This window comes from Streptomyces sp. NPDC050535 (assembly GCF_044457665.1).
Lineage (GTDB): Bacteria > Actinomycetota > Actinomycetes > Streptomycetales > Streptomycetaceae > Streptomyces.
Map to the genome: position 1 here is coordinate 1 of NZ_JBITHE010000029.1, position 20,289 is coordinate 20,289.

15 protein-coding genes are annotated in these 20,289 nt (G+C 70.4%); 8 read left to right on the plus strand and 7 right to left on the minus strand.

Annotation, left to right across the window (positions count from 1 at the left end; genetic code table 11):
• Window positions 1–165: 165 nt before the first annotated feature.
• Genes ACIBLC_RS37325 through ACIBLC_RS37345 form a run of 5 tightly spaced genes read right to left on the minus strand, consistent with a single transcriptional unit; the run spans window position 166 to window position 5,779 of the window.
• Window positions 166–1,476: a DUF58 domain-containing protein gene (locus ACIBLC_RS37325; protein ID WP_399215898.1), complete on the minus strand. Its 1,311-nt coding sequence runs from the start codon at window positions 1,474–1,476 to the stop codon at window positions 166–168.
• Window positions 1,476–2,465 carry an AAA family ATPase gene (locus ACIBLC_RS37330; RefSeq protein ID WP_399215899.1) on the minus strand — a complete coding sequence of 330 codons (990 nt, stop codon included), beginning with the start codon at window positions 2,463–2,465 and terminating at the stop codon, window positions 1,476–1,478. The genes ACIBLC_RS37325 and ACIBLC_RS37330 overlap by 1 nt, the downstream gene beginning before the upstream one ends.
• The gene (locus ACIBLC_RS37335) at window positions 2,465–3,673 is read right to left on the minus strand and encodes a DUF4350 domain-containing protein (protein ID WP_399215900.1); all 1,209 of its coding nucleotides are present in this window, start codon (window positions 3,671–3,673) and stop codon (window positions 2,465–2,467) included. Before ACIBLC_RS37335 ends, ACIBLC_RS37330 begins: the two co-directional genes overlap by 1 nt.
• Window positions 3,670–4,419 carry a DUF4129 domain-containing protein gene (locus ACIBLC_RS37340; RefSeq protein ID WP_399215901.1) on the minus strand — a complete coding sequence of 250 codons (750 nt, stop codon included), beginning with the start codon at window positions 4,417–4,419 and terminating at the stop codon, window positions 3,670–3,672. Before ACIBLC_RS37340 ends, ACIBLC_RS37335 begins: the two co-directional genes overlap by 4 nt.
• A gap of 4 nt (window positions 4,420–4,423) precedes the next feature.
• Window positions 4,424–5,779 carry a hypothetical protein gene (locus tag ACIBLC_RS37345; RefSeq protein ID WP_399215902.1) on the minus strand — a complete coding sequence of 452 codons (1,356 nt, stop codon included), beginning with the start codon at window positions 5,777–5,779 and terminating at the stop codon, window positions 4,424–4,426.
• A gap of 140 nt (window positions 5,780–5,919) precedes the next feature.
• Here ACIBLC_RS37345 and mtnA point away from each other — a divergent pair, with 140 nt between their 5' ends.
• From mtnA to ACIBLC_RS37380, 7 genes are all read left to right on the plus strand, one after another.
• A complete protein-coding gene (mtnA, locus tag ACIBLC_RS37350) occupies window positions 5,920–7,065 on the plus strand; it encodes an S-methyl-5-thioribose-1-phosphate isomerase (RefSeq protein ID WP_399215903.1) in 1,146 nt (381 codons plus the stop codon).
• Window positions 7,066–7,073: 8 nt separating this feature from the next.
• Window positions 7,074–7,763, plus strand: a complete 690-nt coding sequence (mtrA, locus tag ACIBLC_RS37355; protein ID WP_199820881.1) for a two-component system response regulator MtrA — start codon at window positions 7,074–7,076, stop codon at window positions 7,761–7,763.
• Window position 7,764: 1 nt separating this feature from the next.
• Window positions 7,765–9,840, plus strand: a complete 2,076-nt coding sequence (gene mtrB / locus ACIBLC_RS37360) for an MtrAB system histidine kinase MtrB (protein ID WP_399215904.1) — start codon at window positions 7,765–7,767, stop codon at window positions 9,838–9,840.
• On the plus strand, window positions 9,830–11,674 hold the full coding sequence (locus ACIBLC_RS37365; RefSeq protein ID WP_399215905.1) for an LpqB family beta-propeller domain-containing protein: 1,845 nt from the start codon (window positions 9,830–9,832) through the stop codon (window positions 11,672–11,674). Before mtrB ends, ACIBLC_RS37365 begins: the two co-directional genes overlap by 11 nt.
• A 157-nt stretch (window positions 11,675–11,831) precedes the next feature.
• On the plus strand, window positions 11,832–12,995 hold the full coding sequence (locus tag ACIBLC_RS37370) for a ComF family protein (RefSeq protein WP_399215906.1): 1,164 nt from the start codon (window positions 11,832–11,834) through the stop codon (window positions 12,993–12,995).
• A 316-nt stretch (window positions 12,996–13,311) separates the two neighbouring features.
• Window positions 13,312–14,004, plus strand: coding sequence for a ribosome hibernation-promoting factor, HPF/YfiA family (gene hpf / locus ACIBLC_RS37375; protein WP_399215907.1), 693 nt, complete (start codon window positions 13,312–13,314; stop codon window positions 14,002–14,004).
• Between the two features lie 204 nt (window positions 14,005–14,208).
• A complete protein-coding gene (locus ACIBLC_RS37380) occupies window positions 14,209–14,955 on the plus strand; it encodes a response regulator (RefSeq protein WP_384393188.1) in 747 nt (248 codons plus the stop codon).
• A gap of 212 nt (window positions 14,956–15,167) precedes the next feature.
• On the opposite strand, the gene ACIBLC_RS37385 is transcribed toward ACIBLC_RS37380, so the two are convergent.
• Together ACIBLC_RS37385 and ACIBLC_RS37390 are read right to left on the minus strand one after the other, a co-directional pair.
• The gene (locus ACIBLC_RS37385) at window positions 15,168–16,358 is read right to left on the minus strand and encodes a winged helix-turn-helix domain-containing protein (protein ID WP_399215908.1); all 1,191 of its coding nucleotides are present in this window, start codon (window positions 16,356–16,358) and stop codon (window positions 15,168–15,170) included.
• A gap of 165 nt (window positions 16,359–16,523) precedes the next feature.
• Window positions 16,524–17,102, minus strand: a complete 579-nt coding sequence (locus tag ACIBLC_RS37390) for a GNAT family N-acetyltransferase (RefSeq protein WP_399215909.1) — start codon at window positions 17,100–17,102, stop codon at window positions 16,524–16,526.
• A gap of 244 nt (window positions 17,103–17,346) precedes the next feature.
• On the opposite strand from ACIBLC_RS37390, the gene secA reads away from it, so the two are divergent.
• A complete protein-coding gene (gene secA / locus ACIBLC_RS37395; RefSeq protein ID WP_399215911.1) occupies window positions 17,347–20,190 on the plus strand; it encodes a preprotein translocase subunit SecA in 2,844 nt (947 codons plus the stop codon).
• Window positions 20,191–20,289: the final 99 nt, after the last annotated feature.

Consider the following 20,289-nt stretch of genomic DNA (forward strand, 5'->3'; position numbering starts at 1 on the left):
TCACAGCGCCGATGGTACTGCAGGGGGGACCCTGTGGGAGAGTAGGACGCCGCCGAACTATTTTTGGAGAAAACCCCTGTACCGGGAAACGGTACAGGGGTTTTCTGCGTTTAAGGGGGGTCTCTAGAAACAAGAGACCCCCCTTTTTTCTGCTTTTGGGGTCGCTTAGAGGCGGCCGCCAGCTTTCAGTGCCAGATACGCGTCCGCGAGAGCCGGTGCCAGGTTCTCCGGAGTGGCGTCGACGACGATGACACCGTGGCGTTGCAGCTTTTCGGCTGTGCGATGGCGTTCTGCCTGGGCCTGCGCCGCGGCTGCTGCCTCGTACACCGCCTCGGTGTTGCCTCGTGACGCTGCCATGCGGGCGATGTGGGGATCCGCCACCGATGCCACGAGGACCGTGTGGCGTTGGGTCAGACCGGAGAGTACGGGGAGCAGGCCCTCCTCGATGGGGGCCGCGTCCAGGCTGGTCAGCAGCACGATCAGGGAGCGGCGTGGGGCCGTACGGAGTGCTGTGGCGGTGAGGCCGCGTGCGTCCAGTTCGACGAGTTCCGGTTCCAGGAGTGCCATCGCGTTGACGAGGGACGGGAGGAGTTCGCCTGCTGCTCGGCCCTGGACCAGGGCGCGTACCCGACGGTCGTACGCGAGGAGGTCCAGGCGGTCGCCGGCTCGGGAGGCCAGGGCTGCGAGGAGCAGGGCCGCGTCCATGGAGGCGTCGAGGCGCGGGGCGTTGTCGACGCGGCCCGCCGAAGTGCGGCCCGTGTCGAGGACGAGAAGGATGTGGCGGTCGCGTTCGGGTCGCCAGGTGCGGACGGCGACCGTGGTCTGGCGGGCTGTGGCGCGCCAGTCGATGGAACGGGTGTCGTCGCCGGGGACGTACTCGCGCAGGCTGTCGAATTCCGTGCCCTCGCCGCGGGTCAGCACACTGGTGCGGCCGTCGAGTTCGCGGAGCCGGGCCAGCCTGGAGGGGAGGTGCTTGCGGCTGGTGAAGGGCGGCAGGACTCGTACGGTCCAGGGGACTCTGTGGTTGCCCTGGCGGGCGAAGAGGCCAAGTGGGCCGTACGAGCGGATGGTGACGCGGTCGGACTGGCGGTCGCCGCGCCGGGTGGGGCGTAGGCGGGTGGTCAGGCGGCGGCGTTCGCTGGGCGGGACCGCCAGGCGATGGCGGGAGGCGGCTACTTCGGTGCCGGGTTCCCAGCTGCTCGGCGGCCAGGCGTCGCGGAGTTGGGCGCGGAGGGGGCGGCCGGACGGGTTGGTGACGGTCAGGGTGACGTCGGCGGTTTCGCCGAGGCGTACCGAGGTGTCGCCCGATCGGGTGAGGCCGAGGCGGCGTACGGGCGCCGCCAGGACGGCGTCACAGGCGCAGGCCAGGGCCAGCGGGGCGTTGACGGCGAGGATGCCCGTCCAGCTCGGCTCCCAGATGCCGATGGGGAGTGAGCCGAGGGCCGCCAGGAGGGCAGCGCGTCCGGTGAGTGCCATCAGCGGGGGACGGGGACGTGGGCGAGGATCGCGTTGATGACGGAGTCGGCGGTCACGCCCTCCATCTCGGCCTCGGGGCGGAGCTGGATCCGGTGGCGGAGGGTGGGGAGGGCGAGGGCCTTCACGTCGTCGGGGATGACGTAGTCGCGGCCCGTCAGCCAGGCCCAGGCTCGGGCGGTGGCGAGGAGGGCCGTCGCGCCGCGCGGGGAGACGCCGAGGCTGAGGGACGGGGAGTCGCGGGTGGCGCGGCAGATGTCCACTACGTAGCCGGTGATCTCGGGGGAGACCGATGTCTTCGCGACCGCGGCGCGGGCGGCTTCCAGGTCCGCCGGGCCGGCTACGGGGCGTAGGCCGGCGGCGCGCAGGTCGCGCGGGTTGAAGCCCTCGGCGTGGCGGGTGAGGACGCTGATCTCGTCCTGGCGGGACGGGAGAGGGATCGTCAGTTTGAGGAGGAAACGGTCCAGTTGGGCTTCGGGGAGAGGGTAGGTGCCCTCGTACTCGACCGGGTTCTGGGTCGCGGCGACGAGGAACGGCTCGGGGAGCGGGCGCGGGGTGCCGTCGACCGTGACCTGGCGCTCCTCCATGGCCTCCAGGAGGGAGGACTGGGTCTTGGGCGGGGTGCGGTTGATCTCGTCGGCGAGGAGCAGGTTCGTGAAGACCGGGCCCGGCTGGAAGGAGAACTCCGCGGTGCGGGCGTCGTAGACGAGGGAGCCGGTGATGTCGCTCGGCATCAGGTCGGGAGTGAACTGGACGCGCTTGGTGTCGAGTTCCAGCGCGGACGCGAGGGCGCGGACGAGCAGCGTTTTCGCGACGCCGGGGACTCCTTCGAGGAGAACGTGTCCGCGGCACAGGAGGGCGACGACGAGGCCGGTCACTGCGGGGTCCTGGCCGACCACGGCTTTGGCGATCTCGGCGCGCAGGGCCTCCAGGGATGCGCGGGCGGTGCCCTGGTCCCCGGTGTTCCCGGCGTTGTCAGTGGTCGGGTCCATCATGAATGGCGTACCTCTCTTGCGAGGGCGTCGAGTTGGTCGGCGAGGGAGATGAGGGCTGCGTCGTCGCGGGGTGGCGGCCCGAAGAGAAGGGAGTGCAGGGCCTGTCCGTCGCGTTGACCGCGGAGCCGGGCGGACAGGGCGGGAAGCAGGGACTCGGGCGTGTGCGCCTGGGTGACGGGGACGCCGACGAGGGGGGCGAGGCGAGTGCGGGTGGTGGAGCGCAGGGCGGTGGCCGCGCGGTCACGGGCGTTGGCCTTGCGGTAGAGGCGGGCGCGGCCCTCGACGGTTTCGGAGGCGCGGATCGCCACGGGGAGACGTTCGGGTACGAGGGGGCCGAGTCGGCGTGCCCTCCAGAGGGCGGCCAGGCCTGCCGCGATGAACAGCTGCAGCGTGCCCCAGAGCCAGCCGGAGGGGAGCAGGTCGAAGAAGCTCTGGTCGCCCGCGTCGGTGGCCGAGGTGTCGGAGAGCGAGGGGAGGTACCAGACCAAGTGCGCCCGGGAACCGAGAAGTTGGAGGGCGAGCGAGGCGTTGCCGTGCTCGTCGAGGCGGGAGTTGTAGAGGATGTCGGGTGCACCGAGTACGACGGTGTCGCCGTCCCCTTCGGACGTGGGGATGCGCAGCAGCGTGGGCAGGCCGTCGCCGGGGTAGCACGCGTCGATGGCGGGGTCGGCGGTGGTGTAGCGGATGCCGCCCGTGTCGGCGTTCCCCGCGCGCTGGGCGGCGGGCAGGTCGCAGCCGGGGGAGAGCTTCGAGTCGAAGCTGGTCACGGGGTCGGCGGTGACCTCCGGGGCAAGCGTGCCCAGGGAGGGGGACGTCGGGGAGATCAGGATCGTACGGCCGCCGGAGTTCTCGGTCGACGCGCGCAGGGCGGTCTGCTGTCGGTCGGTCAGCAGGTCCGGGGCGGCGACCAGGAGGGTGGTTCCGGGGCCGGCCGCGGCGCGCGCCTGAGCCAAGGTGGTGACCAGGCGGGTGGAGACGCCCTGGTCGGCGAGGAGTTCGGCGACGGCCCGGCTGCCGGAGGGGTCGGCGGAGCGGGGGTCGAGGCGGCCGTGCTGGGCGTTGGACCGGACGGCGGCGATCGCGATGGCGGCCGCGAGGAGGATCACGAGCGCGAGGACGACCCCGCGGGCGCGCGCCCACAGCTGGCGGGCGGTGGGCGAGGCCGAGGTCTGGGCCGAGGGCGGCTGAAGGGTGGCCTCGGTCATCGGGGGGTCCCCTGGCCGGCGTTGTGGGCCGTGCTCCGGGTGCTGATGGAGAGTACGGGTTTGGTGCGCGTCAGATCGCGGTCGAGGTCGGTGAGGCGGTCGTACGTGCGTCGTTGCGCGGCCCGGCCGCCGTATGTGACGTCGTCGAAGTCCCGTGCCGCAGCGCGCAGTCGGTCTCCGTGGGAGGGCAGGGTGCGGGCGGCCTCGGCGGCTGCCTCGTCCGCGGTGCGGCCGGGGCGCGGATCGAGAAGGGCGCGCTCCTCCAGAGACCGGACGATGGCGCGCATGCGTTCCTGGACGGCCTGGTTCCAGTGGCCCTGGGCGGCGTGGGCCTCGGCGGCCGCGCGGTGTTCGGCGGCGCTGCGGGGGCGGTCGTCGAAGAGTGCCGGGGCCGTGGTGGGCGCGCGGTGCGGGGTGCCCAGGCGCCACCACAGCGCGCCGAGGACCGCCAGTACGGCCAGCACGACGACGACAAGTCCGAGCGTTCCCCCGGGAGTCGCGCCGGAGGCGGCGTTGAACAGTTTGTCCACCCAGTCCCAGAAGGCGTTCAGGGCGCGCTGGGCCAGGCTGGGATCGTTCTCGTGGTACATCGGCTTGGACAGCTCGCGTTCGGCCGCCTCCCGCGCGGGGTCGCGCTGGATCGTCACCGGCGGTTCGTCGCCGGTGAGACGCGCGGCCAGGACGGCTGTGGCGCCGCTGCGCGGAAGTGCCGGTACCGCTGTGAGAACTCCCCCCGCCAGGCTCACCCCATCAGCTCCCCGGGGTGGTGCCGGCGGCGCCGGTTCCGTAGTCCTGGACGCCGGCGGCGCGGGCCAGGTCGAGGTCGAGGGCCTCGCGGCGGATGCGCTGGTCGATGTAGAGGAGCACGGTGACGCCGGCCGTGATGGGGAAGGTGAGCATCGACCCGATCACCGAGCCGATCCCGCTGACGATGAGGAACGTCCAGCCGAGGGAGCCGCCTTCGCTGTCGAGGAAGCCGGTGATGCCGTCGCCGCTCAGGGCGCCGGCGAGGAAGGCGAACGGGATGACGATGATCGACGCCATGATGTTGGCGATGATCGTGGCGAGCAGCTGGATGCCGAAGACCCGCCACCAGGAACCGCTGACGAGCTTCGCGGAACGGCTCATCGACTTGAAGACGCTCTGCTTCTCCAGCATCAGGGCGGGCGAGGCGAGCGAGAAGCGGGTCATCAGCCAGACGGCGACGACGCCCGCGCCCAGTCCGCCGATGACGGCGAGCGCGATGCCCGCGTCGCCCGAGGCGGCCAGTCCGACGACGACCCCCGGCACGGTGCCGACCGCGACGATCACGACGGCGATGAGCGGCAGCAGGACGGTCAGGCCGACCAGCTTCAGAAGCTGGGGACGCGCGTCCCGCCAGGCCTCGGCGGTGGTCACCGGCTTGCCGAGCACCGCGCGGCTGGTCACGGTCGTGAGCAGGGCCGTCGCGACGATGGTGCCGAGCAGCGTGATGAACAGGACCGCACCGGAGCTCAGCAGGGTGGTCCCCAGTGCGCTGCCGATCTCACTGGCGGTGGCGGTGGAGTCGTTGAGGGTGTCCGTGGTGGAGCTGTCGTCCAGGACGAAGCCCTGGAACAGGATGATCGCGATCTCCGTGACGACCGCGACGGTCAGCGAGATGCCGAGGACGGTGCGCCAGTACGTGCGCATCGTGGAGACCGCGCCGTCGAGGATCTCGCCGATCCCGAGCGGTCGGAGCGGGATGACGCCGGGCTTGGCCGCGGGCGGCGGGCCGCCCCAGTTGCCTCCCCAGCCGCTGGGACCACCGGGCCCACCGGGGCCGCCCCAGCCGGGATATCCGCCGCCTCCGTAGCCGCCCGGGCCGCCGGGGTGCTGCCCGCCCCAGCCCGGGCCGGGCGGAGGTGGTGGCGGGGCCGCCTGACCAGGTACGGCGTCCGGCGGGCTGGGGGCGGACCAGTGGGCGGGCGGGGGCTGCTCCTTGGACCACTTGGAAGGAGTGCCGGGCTGGTCCGTGCTGCCCTGGTCCGCGGGCTGCTCCGTGGGCCGCGCGGCGCCGGAGGTGTCCGGCTCCTGCCCGTCGGAGGGGGCAGATCCGGGCGAGGCCCAGCCCGGAGTGTCGTTCATCGTCGCTCCTTCACGGTGCCCGTCCGCGGGCGCGGTGGCAGGTTGGCAGCCATCGTGCCACGGTGTGCGCGGCAGGGGACCAGCGGTCGTATGAGCTGCACACCTTCAATTGTCTGCCGGGTACGGGGCAGACTGGGCGGATGGCTGATCAGCACGCGCAATCCCGCGAGGACAGCGGGCCGACGGAGATACCCGTGATCCGCTGGGAGGAGCCCCCCGAAGGCCCCGTACTGGTGCTTCTCGACCAGACAAGACTGCCGGCCGAAGAGGTCGAGCTGGTGTGCACGGACCCGCCCGCGCTGGTGGAGGCGATCCGTACGCTCGCCGTGCGCGGGGCGCCGCTGCTCGGTATCGCGGGGGCGTACGGCGTCGCGCTCGCGGCCGTACGCGGCTTCGACGTGGACGACGCCGCCCGGTCGCTGGCGGGTGCCCGGCCCACGGCGGTGAACCTCGCGGTCGGGGTACGCAGGGCGCTGTCCGCGTACACCGCCGCGCTCTCGGGCGGTGGCGATCAGGAGCTGGCCGCCGGGGCCGCGCTCGCCGCCGCGCGGGCGCTGCACCGGGAAGACGCCCAGGCCAGCGCACAGATGGCCAGGCGCGGACTGGCCCTGCTCGACGAGCTGCTGCCCGGCGGCGGGCACCGGATTCTGACGCACTGCAACACCGGGGCGCTGGTGTCCGGCGGGGAGGGCACGGCGTTCGCGGTGGCCCTCGAGGCACACCGGGCGGGCCGGCTGCGCAGGCTGTGGGTGGACGAAACGCGGCCGTTGCTGCAAGGTGCTCGCCTGACGGCGTACGAGGCGGCGCGCAACGGAATGGCGTACACCTTGCTCACGGACAACGCGGCGGGCTCGCTGTTCTCGGCGGGAGAGGTGGACGCGGTGTTGATCGGCGCCGACCGGATCGCGGCCGACGGTTCGGTGGCGAACAAGGTGGGGAGCTATCCGCTCGCGGTGCTGGCCAGGTATCACCACGTGCCGTTCATCGTGGTGGCGCCGGTGACGACGGTGGATCTGGACACCCCGGACGGGGCGTCCATCGAGGTCGAGCAGCGGGCCGGTCACGAAGTGACGGAGATCACAGCACCACAGGTGCCGGTGGCGGGAGTGGAAGCGGGAGGCGGGATAGCGGTGGCACCTCTGGGGACCCAGGCGTACAACCCCGCGTTCGATGTGACGCCGCCCGAGTTGGTGACGGCGATCGTGACCGAAGAGGGCGTTGTTTCGCCCGTGACAGCCGAGGCGCTAGCCGAGCTGTGTGACAGGTCACGCCAGGTAACGATTTAGTTAATGGGATGATGTCGTTTATGAAGGGACGAGTCCTTGTCGTCGATGACGACACCGCACTGGCCGAGATGCTCGGCATTGTGTTGCGTGGTGAAGGTTTTGAGCCGTCTTTCGTAGCCGACGGCGACAAGGCGCTGGCCGCTTTCCGTGAGAGCAAGCCCGATCTGGTGCTCCTGGACCTGATGCTTCCCGGCCGGGACGGTATCGAGGTGTGCCGCCTGATCAGGGCGGAGTCCGGGGTGCCGATCGTGATGCTCACAGCGAAGAGCGACACCGTCGATGTCGTGGTGGGCCTCGAGTCTGGCGCCGACGACTACATCGTGAAGCCGTTCAAGCCAAAGGAGCTGGTGGCGCGGATCAGGGCGCGGCTGCGCCGTTCCGAGGAGCCGGCACCGGAGCAGCTGGCCATAGGTGATCTTGTCATCGACGTGGCCGGTCACTCTGTGAAGCGGGACGGGCTGTCGATCGCGCTGACGCCGCTGGAGTTCGATCTGCTGGTGGCGCTGGCCCGTAAGCCGTGGCAGGTGTTCACCCGGGAGGTGCTCCTCGAGCAGGTCTGGGGCTACCGCCACGCCGCGGACACCCGCTTGGTCAACGTCCATGTCCAGCGGCTGCGCTCCAAGGTCGAGAAGGACCCTGAGCGGCCGGAGATCGTGGTGACCGTCCGAGGCGTCGGTTACAAGGCCGGACCGAGCTGACATGTCCCGGGACAGTGCCGCTTCGGCGCCCGGCGAGCCGGGGGTCCGCTCGGGGCGGCCTGTCGGCCAGAAGGTGACGGGCTCCCGCTGGATGCGGTTCGTCGAGGGCGGACTGCTCCAGGGGGGAGTCCAGGGCAGCCCGGTCCTTCGGCTGTTCATGCGCTGGGTGCGCCGTCCGCTGCTGCCGGTGATGCGGTTGTGGCGGCGCAACATCCAGCTCAAGATCGTTGTCACCACGCTGCTGATGTCGCTCGGTGTGGTGCTGCTGCTCGGCTTCGTCGTCATCGGGCAGGTGCGCAACGGCCTGCTCGACGCCAAGGTGAAAGCCTCGCAGAGCCAGGCCACCGGCGGATTCTCGGTGGCCAAGCAGAATGCGGACTCGGCGGCGACGGCCAACGGCGCCGACACGTCGAGCCCGGACGGCCGCCCCTCGAAGAACGTCAGCCAGTGGATGAGCGACCTCGTGGTGTCCCTCTCCAGCGGCGGCCAGGGCGCCTTCGACGTCGTGACGCTCAGCTCCGCGGCGGCCGGTGACGGCGGCGCCGGGCTCGGGCCGCGCTCGTCCGGCAACGTCGACCCGACGCTGAGTGTCCCGGAGGAGCTCCGCAACCGGATCGACGGCAGCACGGTCGCGGCCCAGAGCTACACCCGGGTCGTCTACAAGGACGCCAAGGGCCCCCAGCCGGCATTGGTCATCGGCAAGCAGGTCAACGACCCCAACGGCGACTCCTACCAGCTCTACTACCTCTTCCCGCTCACCCAGGAGGAGAAGTCGCTCAGTCTGGTCAAGGGGACGCTCGCGACGGCCGGGCTGTTCGTCGTGGTGCTGCTGGGAGCCATCGCCTGGCTCGTGGTGCGTCAGGTGGTCACGCCCGTACGGATGGCCGCGGGCATCGCCGAACGGCTGTCCGCCGGGCGCCTCCAGGAACGTATGAAGGTCACCGGCGAGGACGACATCGCGCGGCTCGGCGAGGCCTTCAACAAGATGGCGCAGAACCTTCAGCTGAAGATCCAGCAACTGGAGGACCTGTCGCGGATGCAGCGGCGGTTCGTGTCCGACGTCTCGCACGAGCTGCGTACGCCGCTGACGACCGTCCGGATGGCGGCCGACGTCATCCACGACGCGCGCGTGGACTTCGACCCGATGACCGCCCGGTCGGCCGAACTGCTCGCCGACCAGCTGGACCGGTTCGAGGGGCTGCTGGCGGACCTGCTGGAGATCAGCCGCTTCGACGCGGGCGCGGCGGCGCTGGAGGCCGAGCCCATAGACCTCCGGGTGGTCGTACGGCGGGTGGTCAGCGGCGCCGAGCCGCTCGCCGAGCGCAAGGGCACGCACATACGTGTGCTCGGCGACCAGCAGCCGGTGATCGCCGAGGCGGACGCCCGGCGGGTGGAGCGGGTGCTGCGCAATCTCGTCGTCAACGCCGTGGAGCACGGCGACGGCAAGGACGTACTGGTCAAACTGGCCGTGGCGGGCGGGGCGGTCGCGGTCGCGGTGCGCGACTACGGGGTCGGCCTCAAGCCCGGTGAGGCGACCCGGGTCTTCAGCCGCTTCTGGCGGGCGGACCCGGCACGCGCGCGTACGACGGGCGGAACGGGGCTCGGGCTGTCCATCGCCCTGGAGGACGCGCGGTTGCACGGCGGCTGGCTGCAGGCGTGGGGCGAGCCGGGAGGCGGCTCGCAGTTCCGGCTCACGCTGCCCAGGACGGCGGACGAACCACTGCGCGGCTCGCCCATACCGCTGGAGCCCAAGGACTCGCGGCGCCATCGTGGACTCAATGAGGCCGGTCTGCCGCTCGCCGGCAGCGGCAAGCTCGCGACGGTGCCGGTACAGCAGCCATCCGCGAGTACGCCGCCCCGGCCGACCATGGGTCCGCGAATGGGCGGAGCGTCGCCCACGGCCGACCCGACGGCGCTGCCCGGCAACGGCGCGCGTGTGGTGCCGCGGCCCACCGGTGGCGCACGACGGCCCGACGACACACCTGCCACGGGCGGGGAACGGGCCGCGCAGGAGCGCGGGCCTACCGGCGGAAAGCCGGAGGGGCTGGAACAAGGGGAGGCATTTCGTGGGCGCTGACCGCGAGGCGAGAGGCGGTCGACGGCGTCCGGTGCGGCTGGCGGCGTACGTCGGCTGCGGCGCACTGGTGCTGGCCGGGTGCGCCTCTATGCCGGACAGCGGGGATCTGCGTGATGTCGAGTCCACCCCGCGCGCGGACTCGCAGGTCCGGGTCTTCGCGATGCCACCGCGGGAGGACGCCCAGCCGGCGGAGATCGTACGGGGCTTCCTGGAGGCACTGACCAGTGACGACCCGCAGTACGTGACGGCGCGCATGTATCTGACGGCGAGCACCCGCAAGACGTGGGACCCCTACCGGTCCACGAAGGTCCTCGCGGACGGCCCCAACACCGAGCTGGTGCACTCGGGGAGCAGAGAAGGCACCGACGACGACTTCCTGTACCAGCTGAGCGGCAGCAAGGTCGCCACGGTGGACACGCAGCACGCGTACGCGCCGGAATCCGGCGCCTACACCGAGGCCGTGCACCTCACTCAGCAGAAGGACAAGCAGTGGCGCATCGACGGGCTTCCCCAGGGTGTGGTGATGGGCAAGTCCGACTTCGAGCGCAACTACAACTCCGTCAATAAGTACTACTTCGCTTCGAACGGGTCCTCCGGGACGGGCGGGCAACTCGTGACGGTCGCCGATCCGGTCTATGTCCGCGGCGAGGTGGATCCGATGACGGAGATGGTCCGCACGCTCCTGAGGGGACCCACCAGCTGGCTGGACCCGGTGGTGACCTCGAGCTTCCCCTCCGGCACCGAGCTGAAGAGGGGCGTCAAGTCCCTGTCGCCCGACGACCGCAACAGGGTCACCGTTCCGCTGAACAGCAAGGCCGACCGGGTCGGGCAGGCCCAGTGCACCAGGATGGCGGCCCAACTCCTCTTCACGCTCCAGGACCTGACGCCCACGGGAGTGGACGAGGTGGAGCTCCAGAAGTCGGACGGTTCGCAGCTGTGCGTACTGACCGAGGACCGGGCCGAGAGCATCGCCTCGCACGGCACCGGACAGCCCCCCGAGTACCAGTACTTCATCGACGGCAAGCAGCGCCTGGTCCGGATGCCGAGCGGCAACGGGGACAAGCAGCCCGAGGCGGTGCCCGGCGCGCTGGGCCAGGGCGACACGAAGCTGCGGTCGGCGGCGGTGTCGCGGAACGAGGACGTCGCGGCCGGGGTCTCGACCGACGGGAGTTCGCTGTACGTCGGGTCGCTGGTGTCGGGCAGCTCCCTCGGGGAGGCGGTGCTGACCAGCGAGGGCAAGACCGCGGATGACCGGCTGACGACGCCCAGTTGGGACGGGCGGGGCGACCTCTGGGCGGCCGACCGCGATCCGAAGAAGCCCCGGCTGTTCCTGCTGGAGAAGGGCGCGGGTGAGCCGCTGGTGGTCTCGGCGCCGGGTCTCGACGGGCGCATCGAGGCGGTGCGGGTGGCCGCCGACGGGGTGCGGATCGCGCTGATCATCGAGAAGAACGGCAAGAGCTCGCTCCAGATCGGCCGTATCGAGCGCGACACCAAGTCCGGTGAGCGGCCCGTCGTCTCGATCCTCGAACTGCGCGCCGCGGCACCGCAGCTGGAGGACGTCACGGCGATGTCGTGGGCCGGGGACAGCCGGCTGGTGGTCGTCGGGCGTGAGGAGGGCGGCGTCCAGCAGATGGCGTACGTCCAGGTCGACGGCTCCACTCCGGTGGGTACGGCGCCCTCGGCGCTGACCGGTGTGAAGGAGATCGCCGCGTCCGAGGACGAGCGGCTGCCGCTGGTGGCGCACTCGGAGGAGGACGGGATCGTGCGGCTGTCGTCCGGGGAGCAGTGGCAGACGGTGGTCAAGGACGGGACGGCGCCGGTCTATCCCGGGTAGCGCTGCCCGGGAGGTGGCGCGGTGCGGGAGTCGGAGGAGCGGCCGGGGCGGCGGGGGCAGTCGGCTCTGCCGCCCCGGCCGCCGGCTGCGCGGGTTATCCACAGGGAGTTATCCACAGGGCTGGCAGGGCTGCCCGTGCCTTGGCACAGTGGTGGGCATGCGGGGGTGGTGGCAGGACCTCACCGATCTGGTGCTGCCGGCCGAGTGCGGAGGCTGTGGCAGGCCTCGCACGGTGCTCTGTCCCGAGTGCCGTGCCGTCCTGACAGGGGCCGCACCGAGCCGGGTGCGACCGGTGCCGGAGCCGGCCGGGCTGCCTGTGGTGCACGCGGCGGTCCCGTACGAGGACGAGGTGAGGGCGGTTCTCCTCGCTCACAAGGAGCGGGGTGTGCTGCCGCTGGCGGGGCCCCTCGGCGGGGCTCTGGCCGGGGCTGTGCGGGCGGGGCTGGGATACGCGCGTCTCCCAGGGCCGGACGGGCCGCTCATGGGCCTGGAGGGGTGGCTGAGGGCCGGGAACGGGTGGTTGCGGACCGATGGTCGGGCGGGAGGAGGCGGTGGGTCGCCGGGGACTGTGGGCGGCTGGTCGGGAGTGAGCGGGTCGCGAGGGGAGCAGGGGGGTCGGTCAGGGGTTCCTGGTGGCAGACCGGGAGCCGGTGGCGAGCAGCCGATGCCGGCTGACGAGCCGGGGGGTTCTGAGGGTGCCGGGCCCGGCACCGTGCTGCTTGTTCCGGTGCCGTCCTCGCGGCGGGCGGTGCGGGCGCGAGGGCATGATCCGGCGCGGCGGATCGCTCTTGCCGCGGCGGGTGAGCTGCGGCGTACGGGGACGCCGGCCCGGGTGCTTGCGGTGCTGCGGCAGCGGCGTGCCGTGGCGGACCAGTCGGGGCTCAACTCCCGGCAGCGGCTGGACAACCTCGCGGGCGCCCTGGAGGTGGCCGCCGGGGGTGAGCGGCCGTTGGCCGGCGGGGGCCGGATCGTGCTGGTGGACGACCTGATGACGACGGGCGCCTCGTTGACGGAGGCGGCACGAGCCGTACGGGCGGCGGTGCCGGACACCGGCGGCGCCGCCGATGCTTACCGCGCGGTGGCACGGGCAGCAGCAGGGGAACGAAGGCCGGGCGCGACGACGGCAGGGATGACGGACGGGCCACGCACGGCCCGCGACACGGCCCGGATGGCGCGGGGAATGTCGCGTGGGCGGCGGGCCGGGGATGTGACGAGGGCGAGCGGAGCGGGAGACGTGACGGGTATCGGCGAAGCAGGGGTCCTGATCTGCGCGGCTGTGGTCGCGGCGCCTCCGGACTCGTTCGAAATAAACCGGAACTGACCGAGTACTTGCATCGTTGCAGGTAATGAGTCGGCTAATTCACCTGAACGGAGGTACGCGGCAGTAGAGGGTGACGTCATCCGTCCGGGCGAGATATGTTCGGTTGTGAGGCAATGGCGCAGGCCGGACCTCGCATTTCCGAATGCCGTGCCGCGGGTTTTCTGCAATCACCCGCATCGGCTGGGGTGTAGATCTTGCCCATGGGGGAGGAGGAGGTGACAGTCACCGAGTCCGAGGTTCCGGAGTTCACCGGAGCCTGGTGCAAAAGGGAGAAGCTCCGCCAGTGGAGCGGGGCAATCCGGGAACGGAGTTCTGCGTGGACATCGTCGTCAAGGGCCGCAAGACCGAGGTGCCTGAGAGGTTCCGCAAGCACGTGGCCGAGAAGCTGAAGCTGGAGAAGATCCAGAAGCTCGATGGCAAGGTGATCAGCCTCGACGTCGAGGTGTCCAAGGAGCCCAACCCTCGGCAGGCGGACCGTTGTGACCGAGTGGAGATCACGCTCCGCTCCCGCGGTCCGGTGATCCGGGCGGAGGCGTCGGCGAACGACCCGTACGCGGCACTCGACCTGGCGGCGGACAAGCTCGAAGCCCGGCTGCGCAAGCAGCACGACAAGCGCTACACCCGCCGTGGTACCGGCAGGATCTCCGCCGCGGAGGTCGCCGACCGCGTTCCGGACGCCGCGACGCTGAACGGCGACGGCAGTGTCGTCCACGACGACGAACCCGAAAGCGTGCCGACCAGGAAGGTCGGTCCTCTCGAGGTCATGGGCGAAGGCCCCCTCGTCGTCCGCGAGAAGTCCCACGTGGCCGCCCCGATGACGCTTGACCAGGCGCTCTACGAGATGGAACTGGTCGGGCACGACTTCTATCTGTTCGTCGACTCCGAGACCAAGGAACCGAGTGTCGTCTACCGGCGGCACGCGTACGACTACGGCGTCATCCACCTGAACACCGACCCGATGGTCGCCCAGGCCGGGTCGACCGCGCCGGGCGGAACGCTCGGCGGCTGACCCACCCAGGTGACGGTTGAGCCGGTGCCCCTGGAGCGCTCGTGCGCCCCCAGGGGCACCGGTCTGCGCCCTCTCGCGGCCCGTTCTGTCACCGCGCTGTCGCCCGGGCATGGAATCATGGCCGCACCGGCCCAACCCGTGGGCCGCTGCCTTGGGTTGGCGATGGCACAGAACCACAGGCCACGGCCTTCAGGGGGAGGAACGATGGCGGACAGCTTCGGACCGATGCGTGACGGGGATGCCGACGACGGCGTCACCGGCATGGGGCCGGACGCGGGGTCTCCGCGCAAGGAACCCATCCGGGTCCTGGTCGTGGACGACCACGCCCTCTTCCGCCGCGGCCTGGAGATCGTGCTCGCGGCCGAGGAGGACATCCAGGTCGTCGGTGAGGCGGGTGACGGGGCCGAGGCGGTCGACAAAGCCGCCGATCTGCTGCCCGACATCGTGCTGATGGACGTACGGATGCCGAAGCGGGGCGGTATCGAGGCGTGCACCTCCATCAAGGAGGTGGCTCCCAGCGCGAAGATCATCATGCTGACGATCAGCGACGAGGAAGCCGATCTCTACGACGCGATCAAGGCGGGTGCGACCGGTTATCTCCTCAAGGAGATTTCCACGGACGAGGTGGCCACGGCCATTCGCGCGGTGGCCGACGGGCAGTCGCAGATCAGCCCTTCCATGGCGTCGAAACTGCTCACCGAGTTCAAGTCGATGATCCAGCGCACCGACGAGCGGCGACTGGTGCCCGCGCCGCGGCTGACCGAGCGCGAGCTGGAGGTTCTCAAGCTCGTCGCCACGGGGATGAACAACCGCGATATCGCGAAGGAGTTGTTCATCTCCGAGAACACGGTGAAGAACCACGTGCGCAACATCCTGGAGAAGCTGCAACTGCACTCCAGGATGGAGGCGGTGGTGTACGCGATGCGGGAGAAGATCCTCGAGATTCGCTAAGGGCTGTCCCGTAATCCCCGGTGGATCAGCGCGCGGCGTCAGATGCGGTGCATCGCAAGGCGGAGGGTCGTCCTCATACCGGGTGTATTCGGGCGATCCGACAACGCGGCGAGGTGCCGTAGCTGTCGTCGTGCGCCCGCCGGGGATTACGGGACAGCCCTTAGTCACCCGGGTTCGCCGGGTTCTTTCGGTGAGTTGGGCGAGCCGGGTGGTCAGGCGAGCGCGTGGGACAGCTCCCTCGCGAGGGGGGCGCGCAGCTCGGGCGCGTCCACCCGCTCCACCCGTACGTCCGTGCAGTCCACCCAGCTCGCGGCCTCCACCAGGGCCTGGGCCACCGCGGGGACTGCCTTGGGGCCGTCCAGCGTGACCTGCTTGGCGACCAGGGTGCGGCCCTCGCGGGCAGGGTCCACGCGGCCTACGAGCCTGCCGCCGGCCAGGACCGGCATCGCGAAGTAGCCGTACACCCGCTTCGGTTTGGGGGTGTACGCCTCCAGGCGGTGGGTGAAGCCGAAGATCCGCTCCGTGCGCGCCCGCTCCCAGACGAGGGAGTCGAACGGCGAGAGCAGCGTCGTACGGTGGCGGCCGCGCGGGACCGTCTCCAGGGCCACCGGGTCCGCCCACGCGGGCTTGCCCCAGCCCTCCACCGTCACCGGGACCAGGCCCGAGTCCGTGATCGCCGTGTCGACCTGGTCGCCCCTGAGGCGGTGGTAGTCGGCGATGTCCGCGCGGGTGCCGATGCCCAGGGACTGGCCCGCGAGGCGGACGAGGCGCCGCAGGCACTCGGCGTCGTCCAGCTCGTCATGGAGCAGCGTGTCGGGGATGGCGCGCTCGGCGAGGTCGTACACCCGCTTCCAGCCGCGGCGTTCGGTGCACACCACCTCGCCGTACATCAGCGCGCGCTCCACGGCGACCTTGGTGCCCGACCAGTCCCACCACTCGCTGGTCTTCTTCGCGCCGCCCAAATCCGTGGCGGTGAGCGGGCCTTCGGCGCGGAGCTGCTTGATGACCTGGTCGTAGGTGCCGTCGGGCAGGTCGTGGTTCCAGTGCGGGCGGGCGCGGTAGGCGCGGCGGCGGAAGGCGAAGTGGGGCCACTCCTCCACGGGGAGGATGCAGGCCGCGTGGGACCAGTACTCGAAGGCGTGGGGTGCGCCGTCGGGGCCCGGCGTCCAGTACGCCTGGTCGACCGCTGTGCGGCCCACCGGGCCCAGGCGGGCGTACGGGATGAGTTCGTGGGAGCGGGCGAGGACGGAGATCGTGTCGAGCTGCACCGCGCCCAGGTGGCGGAGGACTCCGCGTACCCCGCCTCTGCGGTTGGGGGCGCCGAGGAAGCCCTGGGCGCGCAGGGCGATGCGGCGGGCCTCGTCGGCGGAGAGTGCGGTGGTGGGACGCGGGTGGCTCGTCATGTCCTCACGGTAGGCGGTGCCACTGACAACGGGGCCCACGCCGGTGCCCGCGCCCGTTCCAGGGCTGCCCGGCGTGCGGGCCTGGCTCGAGGCGGGTGTTCGCCCGCGATCGCGGGGTGCCGCTGTGCCCACCCGTGCCGCCCTTCGCGGCACGCATGCCCACAGCTACGACAGCTGGGGAGGTGCCGGCAAGTACGGTGCCGTCGACGGCAGGCCCAGGTCCGAGGGGAGCAGGGAGGCGACCCAGCAGTCCCGACGTACGCCCTTGTTGTTGATGGCGGAGCGCAGGGTGCCCTCGAGGGTGAAGCCGGTGCGTTCGGCGACGGCGAGGGAGGCCGTGTTGCCGACTTCGGCGCGCCATTCCACCCGGTCGAGGGAGATGTCGGTGAAGGCCCAGCGGGAGGCGGCGAGCGCGGCCTCGGTGATGTAGCCGTGGCCGCGGTGCTCCTTCCTTCCCCAGAAGCCGATCTCACCGGTGCCCAGGGAGCGCATCGTGATGGCGAGCATGCCCACGAGTTCTCCGGAGGGGAGGAAGATCCCGAAGGTGAACATGGAGCCGTCCGCCCAGCCGTCGGGCACGATCTGGTCGGTGAAGCCCGCCGCGTGCTCGTGGAGGTAGGGCGACGGGATCGTCGTCCAGCGCTGGATGTCGGGGTCCTGGACGGCGTCGTACACGGCGTCGGTGTCGTGCGGCCCGACGGTGCGCAGCAGGAGGCGGTCCGTGGTCAGTGTGACGGGGTCCATCGGCCGATTCTGCTCGGGAGGCCGGAAGGGCGCCATTACTTTGCTGAGAGTGTTTGCCCGATCACTATTCGCGTCGTGAACGCGGCACCTTCCGCAACCCCTGTCCGTTGTCCTAGTGGCTGTCACGGGCAGACCTCCCGGCGCGGTGGGGTCCTCCCTTACGATGGCCGTTGCTCAAGCTGTTAACCGAATCTGTTGTTGCAACCGATCGTCCCAGGCCCGACCGGCAAGGAGACATAGCCCCGTGTCCGTCCTCTCAAAGATCATGCGTGCAGGCGAAGGCAAGATCCTGCGCAAACTGCACCGCATCGCGGACCAGGTCACCTCCATCGAAGAGGACTTCGTCAACCTCTCCGACGCCGAGTTGAGGGCCCTCACCGATGAGTACAAGCAGCGGTATGCGGACGGCGAGAGCCTCGACGACCTGCTGCCCGAGGCCTTCGCGACCGTCCGCGAGGCTGCCAAGCGCGTCCTTGGCCAGCGTCACTACGACGTGCAGATGATGGGTGGCGCGGCCCTCCACCTCGGCTATGTCGCGGAGATGAAGACCGGCGAGGGCAAGACCCTGGTCGGCACGCTTCCCGCGTACCTGAACGCACTCACTGGAGACGGCGTTCACCTCATCACGGTCAACGACTACCTGGCCGAGAGCCAGTCCGAGTTGATGAGCCGCGTCCACAAGTTCCTGGGCCTGACCGTCGGCTGCATCCTCGCCAACATGACGCCGGCCCAGCGCCGCGAGCAGTACGCGTGCGACATCACCTACGGCACGAACAACGAGTTCGGCTTCGACTACCTGCGCGACAACATGGCGTGGTCCCAGGAAGAACTGGTGCAGCGCGGCCACAACTTCGCGATCGTCGACGAGGTCGACTCCATCCTCGTGGACGAGGCCCGTACGCCGTTGATCATCTCCGGCCCGGCCGACCAGGCCACCAAGTGGTACGGCGATTTCGCCAAGCTGGTCACCCGGCTGAAGAAGGGTGAGGCGGGCAACACCCTCAAGGGCATCGAGGAGACCGGGGACTACGAGGTCGACGAGAAGAAGCGCACCGTCGCCATCCACGAGTCCGGCGTCGCCAAGGTCGAGGACTGGCTGGGTATCGACAACCTGTACGAGTCGGTGAACACCCCGCTCGTCGGTTATCTGAACAACGGCATCAAGGCCAAGGAACTCTTCAAGAAGGACAAGGACTACGTCGTCATCGACGGCGAAGTCATGATCGTCGACGAGCACACCGGCCGTATCCTCGCCGGCCGCCGCTACAACGAGGGCATGCACCAGGCGATCGAGGCGAAGGAAGGGGTGGACATCAAGGACGAGAACCAGACGCTCGCCACGATCACCCTCCAGAACTTCTTCCGCCTCTACAAGCGCCACGACCACGAGGGCAAGGAACTGCCCGGCCTCTCCGGCATGACCGGTACGGCGATGACCGAGGCCGCCGAGTTCCACCAGATCTACAAGCTGGGCGTCGTCCCGATCCCGACCAACCGGCCGATGGTCCGCAAGGACCAGTCCGACCTGATCTACCGCACCGAGGTCGCGAAGTTCGAGGCGGTCGTCGACGACATCGCCGAGAAGCATGAGAGGGGCCAGCCGATCCTCGTCGGTACGACGTCGGTCGAGAAGTCCGAGTACCTCTCGCAGCAGCTCTCCAAGCGAGGCATCCAGCACGAAGTGCTCAACGCCAAGCAGCACGACCGTGAGGCGCCGATCATCGCCCAGGCCGGCCGCAAGGGCGCTGTGACCGTGGCCACGAACATGGCCGGCCGTGGTACGGACATCAAGCTCGGCGGCAACCCGGAGGACCTCGCCGAGGCGGAGCTGCGCCAGGGCGGCCTCGACCCCGAGGAGCACATCGAGGAGTGGGCCGCCGCGCTGCCCGCCGCCCTGGAGAGGGCCAAGGAGGCGATGCAGGCCGAGTTCGAGGAGGTCAAGGACCTCGGCGGGCTCTACGTCCTGGGTACCGAGCGGCACGAGTCCCGTCGTATCGACAACCAGCTGCGCGGTCGTAGCGGCCGTCAGGGCGACCCGGGCGAGTCCCGCTTCTACCTGTCGCTGGGTGACGACCTGATGCGCCTCTTCAAGGCCCAGATGGTCGAGCGGGTCATGTCGATGGCCAACGTTCCCGACGACGTACCGATCGAGAACAAGATGGTCACGCGCGCGATCGCGTCCGCCCAGTCGCAGGTCGAGCAGCAGAACTTCGAGACCCGTAAGAACGTCCTGAAGTACGACGAGGTCCTCAACCGGCAGCGCGAGGTCATCTACGGCGAGCGCCGCCGCGTCCTGGAGGGCGAGGACCTCCAGGAGCAGATCCAGCACTTCACGGACGACACGATCGACGCGTACATCGAGGCCGAGACCGCCGAGGGCTTCGCCGAGGAATGGGACGTGGACCGGCTGTGGGGCGCCTTCAAGCAGCTCTACCCGGTGAAGGTCACCGTCGAGGAGCTCGAGGAGGCCGCTGGTGACCGTGCCGGTCTGACCGCGGACTTCATCTCCGAGTCCATCAAGGACGACGTGCACGAGCAGTACGCGGCCCGCGAGGAGCAGCTCGGCTCCGAGATCATGCGGGAGCTGGAGCGCAGGGTCGTGCTGTCGGTCCTCGACCGCAAGTGGCGCGAGCACCTCTACGAGATGGACTACCTCCAGGAGGGCATCGGTCTGCGCGCCATGGCGCAGAAGGACCCCCTGGTCGAGTACCAGCGCGAGGGCTTCGACATGTTCACCGCCATGATGGACGGCATCAAGGAGGAGTCCGTCGGCTATCTGTTCAACCTGGAGGTCCAGGTCGAGCAGCAGGTCGAGGAGGTCCCGGTCGAGGACACCGCGCCTTCCCTGGACAAGAAGACGGACGCCGTCCCGGTGGCCGCGCGTCCCGAGATCCGTGCCAAGGGGCTCGACGCCCCGCAGCGGCCGGAACGGCTGCACTTCTCCGCGCCCACCGTTGACGGCGAAGGCGGCGTCATCGAGGGCGACTTCGCCAGCGACGACGACGAGCCGGTGCGCTCGGAGTCGGACGGCCTCACGCGCGCGGAGCGCCGCAAGCAGCAGAAGGGCACGCGGCGCCGCAAGAAGTGACCGCCGGATGAGTCGCCGGCCTGCCGGCTGACCAAGGGTCCAGCGGTCTGCGGTCCGCGGTCCGCGGTCCAGAGTTCGGCTGAGGGCCGGGCACCTTCG

Bases quoted from the DNA above. Each gene is read 5' to 3' on its own strand.
- ACIBLC_RS37345 (WP_399215902.1), bottom strand. From the start codon at position 5,779: ATGAACGACACTCCGGGCTGGGCCTCGCCCGGATCTGCCCCCTCCGAC.
- ACIBLC_RS37390 (WP_399215909.1), bottom strand. From the start codon at position 17,102: ATGGACCCCGTCACACTGACCACGGACCGCCTCCTGCTGCGCACCGTC.
- ACIBLC_RS37330 (WP_399215899.1), bottom strand. From the start codon at position 2,465: ATGGACCCGACCACTGACAACGCCGGGAACACCGGGGACCAGGGCACC.
- ACIBLC_RS37325 (WP_399215898.1), bottom strand. From the start codon at position 1,476: ATGGCACTCACCGGACGCGCTGCCCTCCTGGCGGCCCTCGGCTCACTC.
- mtnA (WP_399215903.1), top strand. From the start codon at position 5,920: ATGGCTGATCAGCACGCGCAATCCCGCGAGGACAGCGGGCCGACGGAG.
- ACIBLC_RS37385 (WP_399215908.1), bottom strand. From the start codon at position 16,358: ATGACGAGCCACCCGCGTCCCACCACCGCACTCTCCGCCGACGAGGCC.
- mtrB (WP_399215904.1), top strand. From the start codon at position 7,765: ATGTCCCGGGACAGTGCCGCTTCGGCGCCCGGCGAGCCGGGGGTCCGC.
- ACIBLC_RS37335 (WP_399215900.1), bottom strand. From the start codon at position 3,673: ATGACCGAGGCCACCCTTCAGCCGCCCTCGGCCCAGACCTCGGCCTCG.
- mtrA (WP_199820881.1), top strand. From the start codon at position 7,074: ATGATGTCGTTTATGAAGGGACGAGTCCTTGTCGTCGATGACGACACC.
- ACIBLC_RS37380 (WP_384393188.1), top strand. From the start codon at position 14,209: ATGGCGGACAGCTTCGGACCGATGCGTGACGGGGATGCCGACGACGGC.
- ACIBLC_RS37370 (WP_399215906.1), top strand. From the start codon at position 11,832: ATGCGGGGGTGGTGGCAGGACCTCACCGATCTGGTGCTGCCGGCCGAG.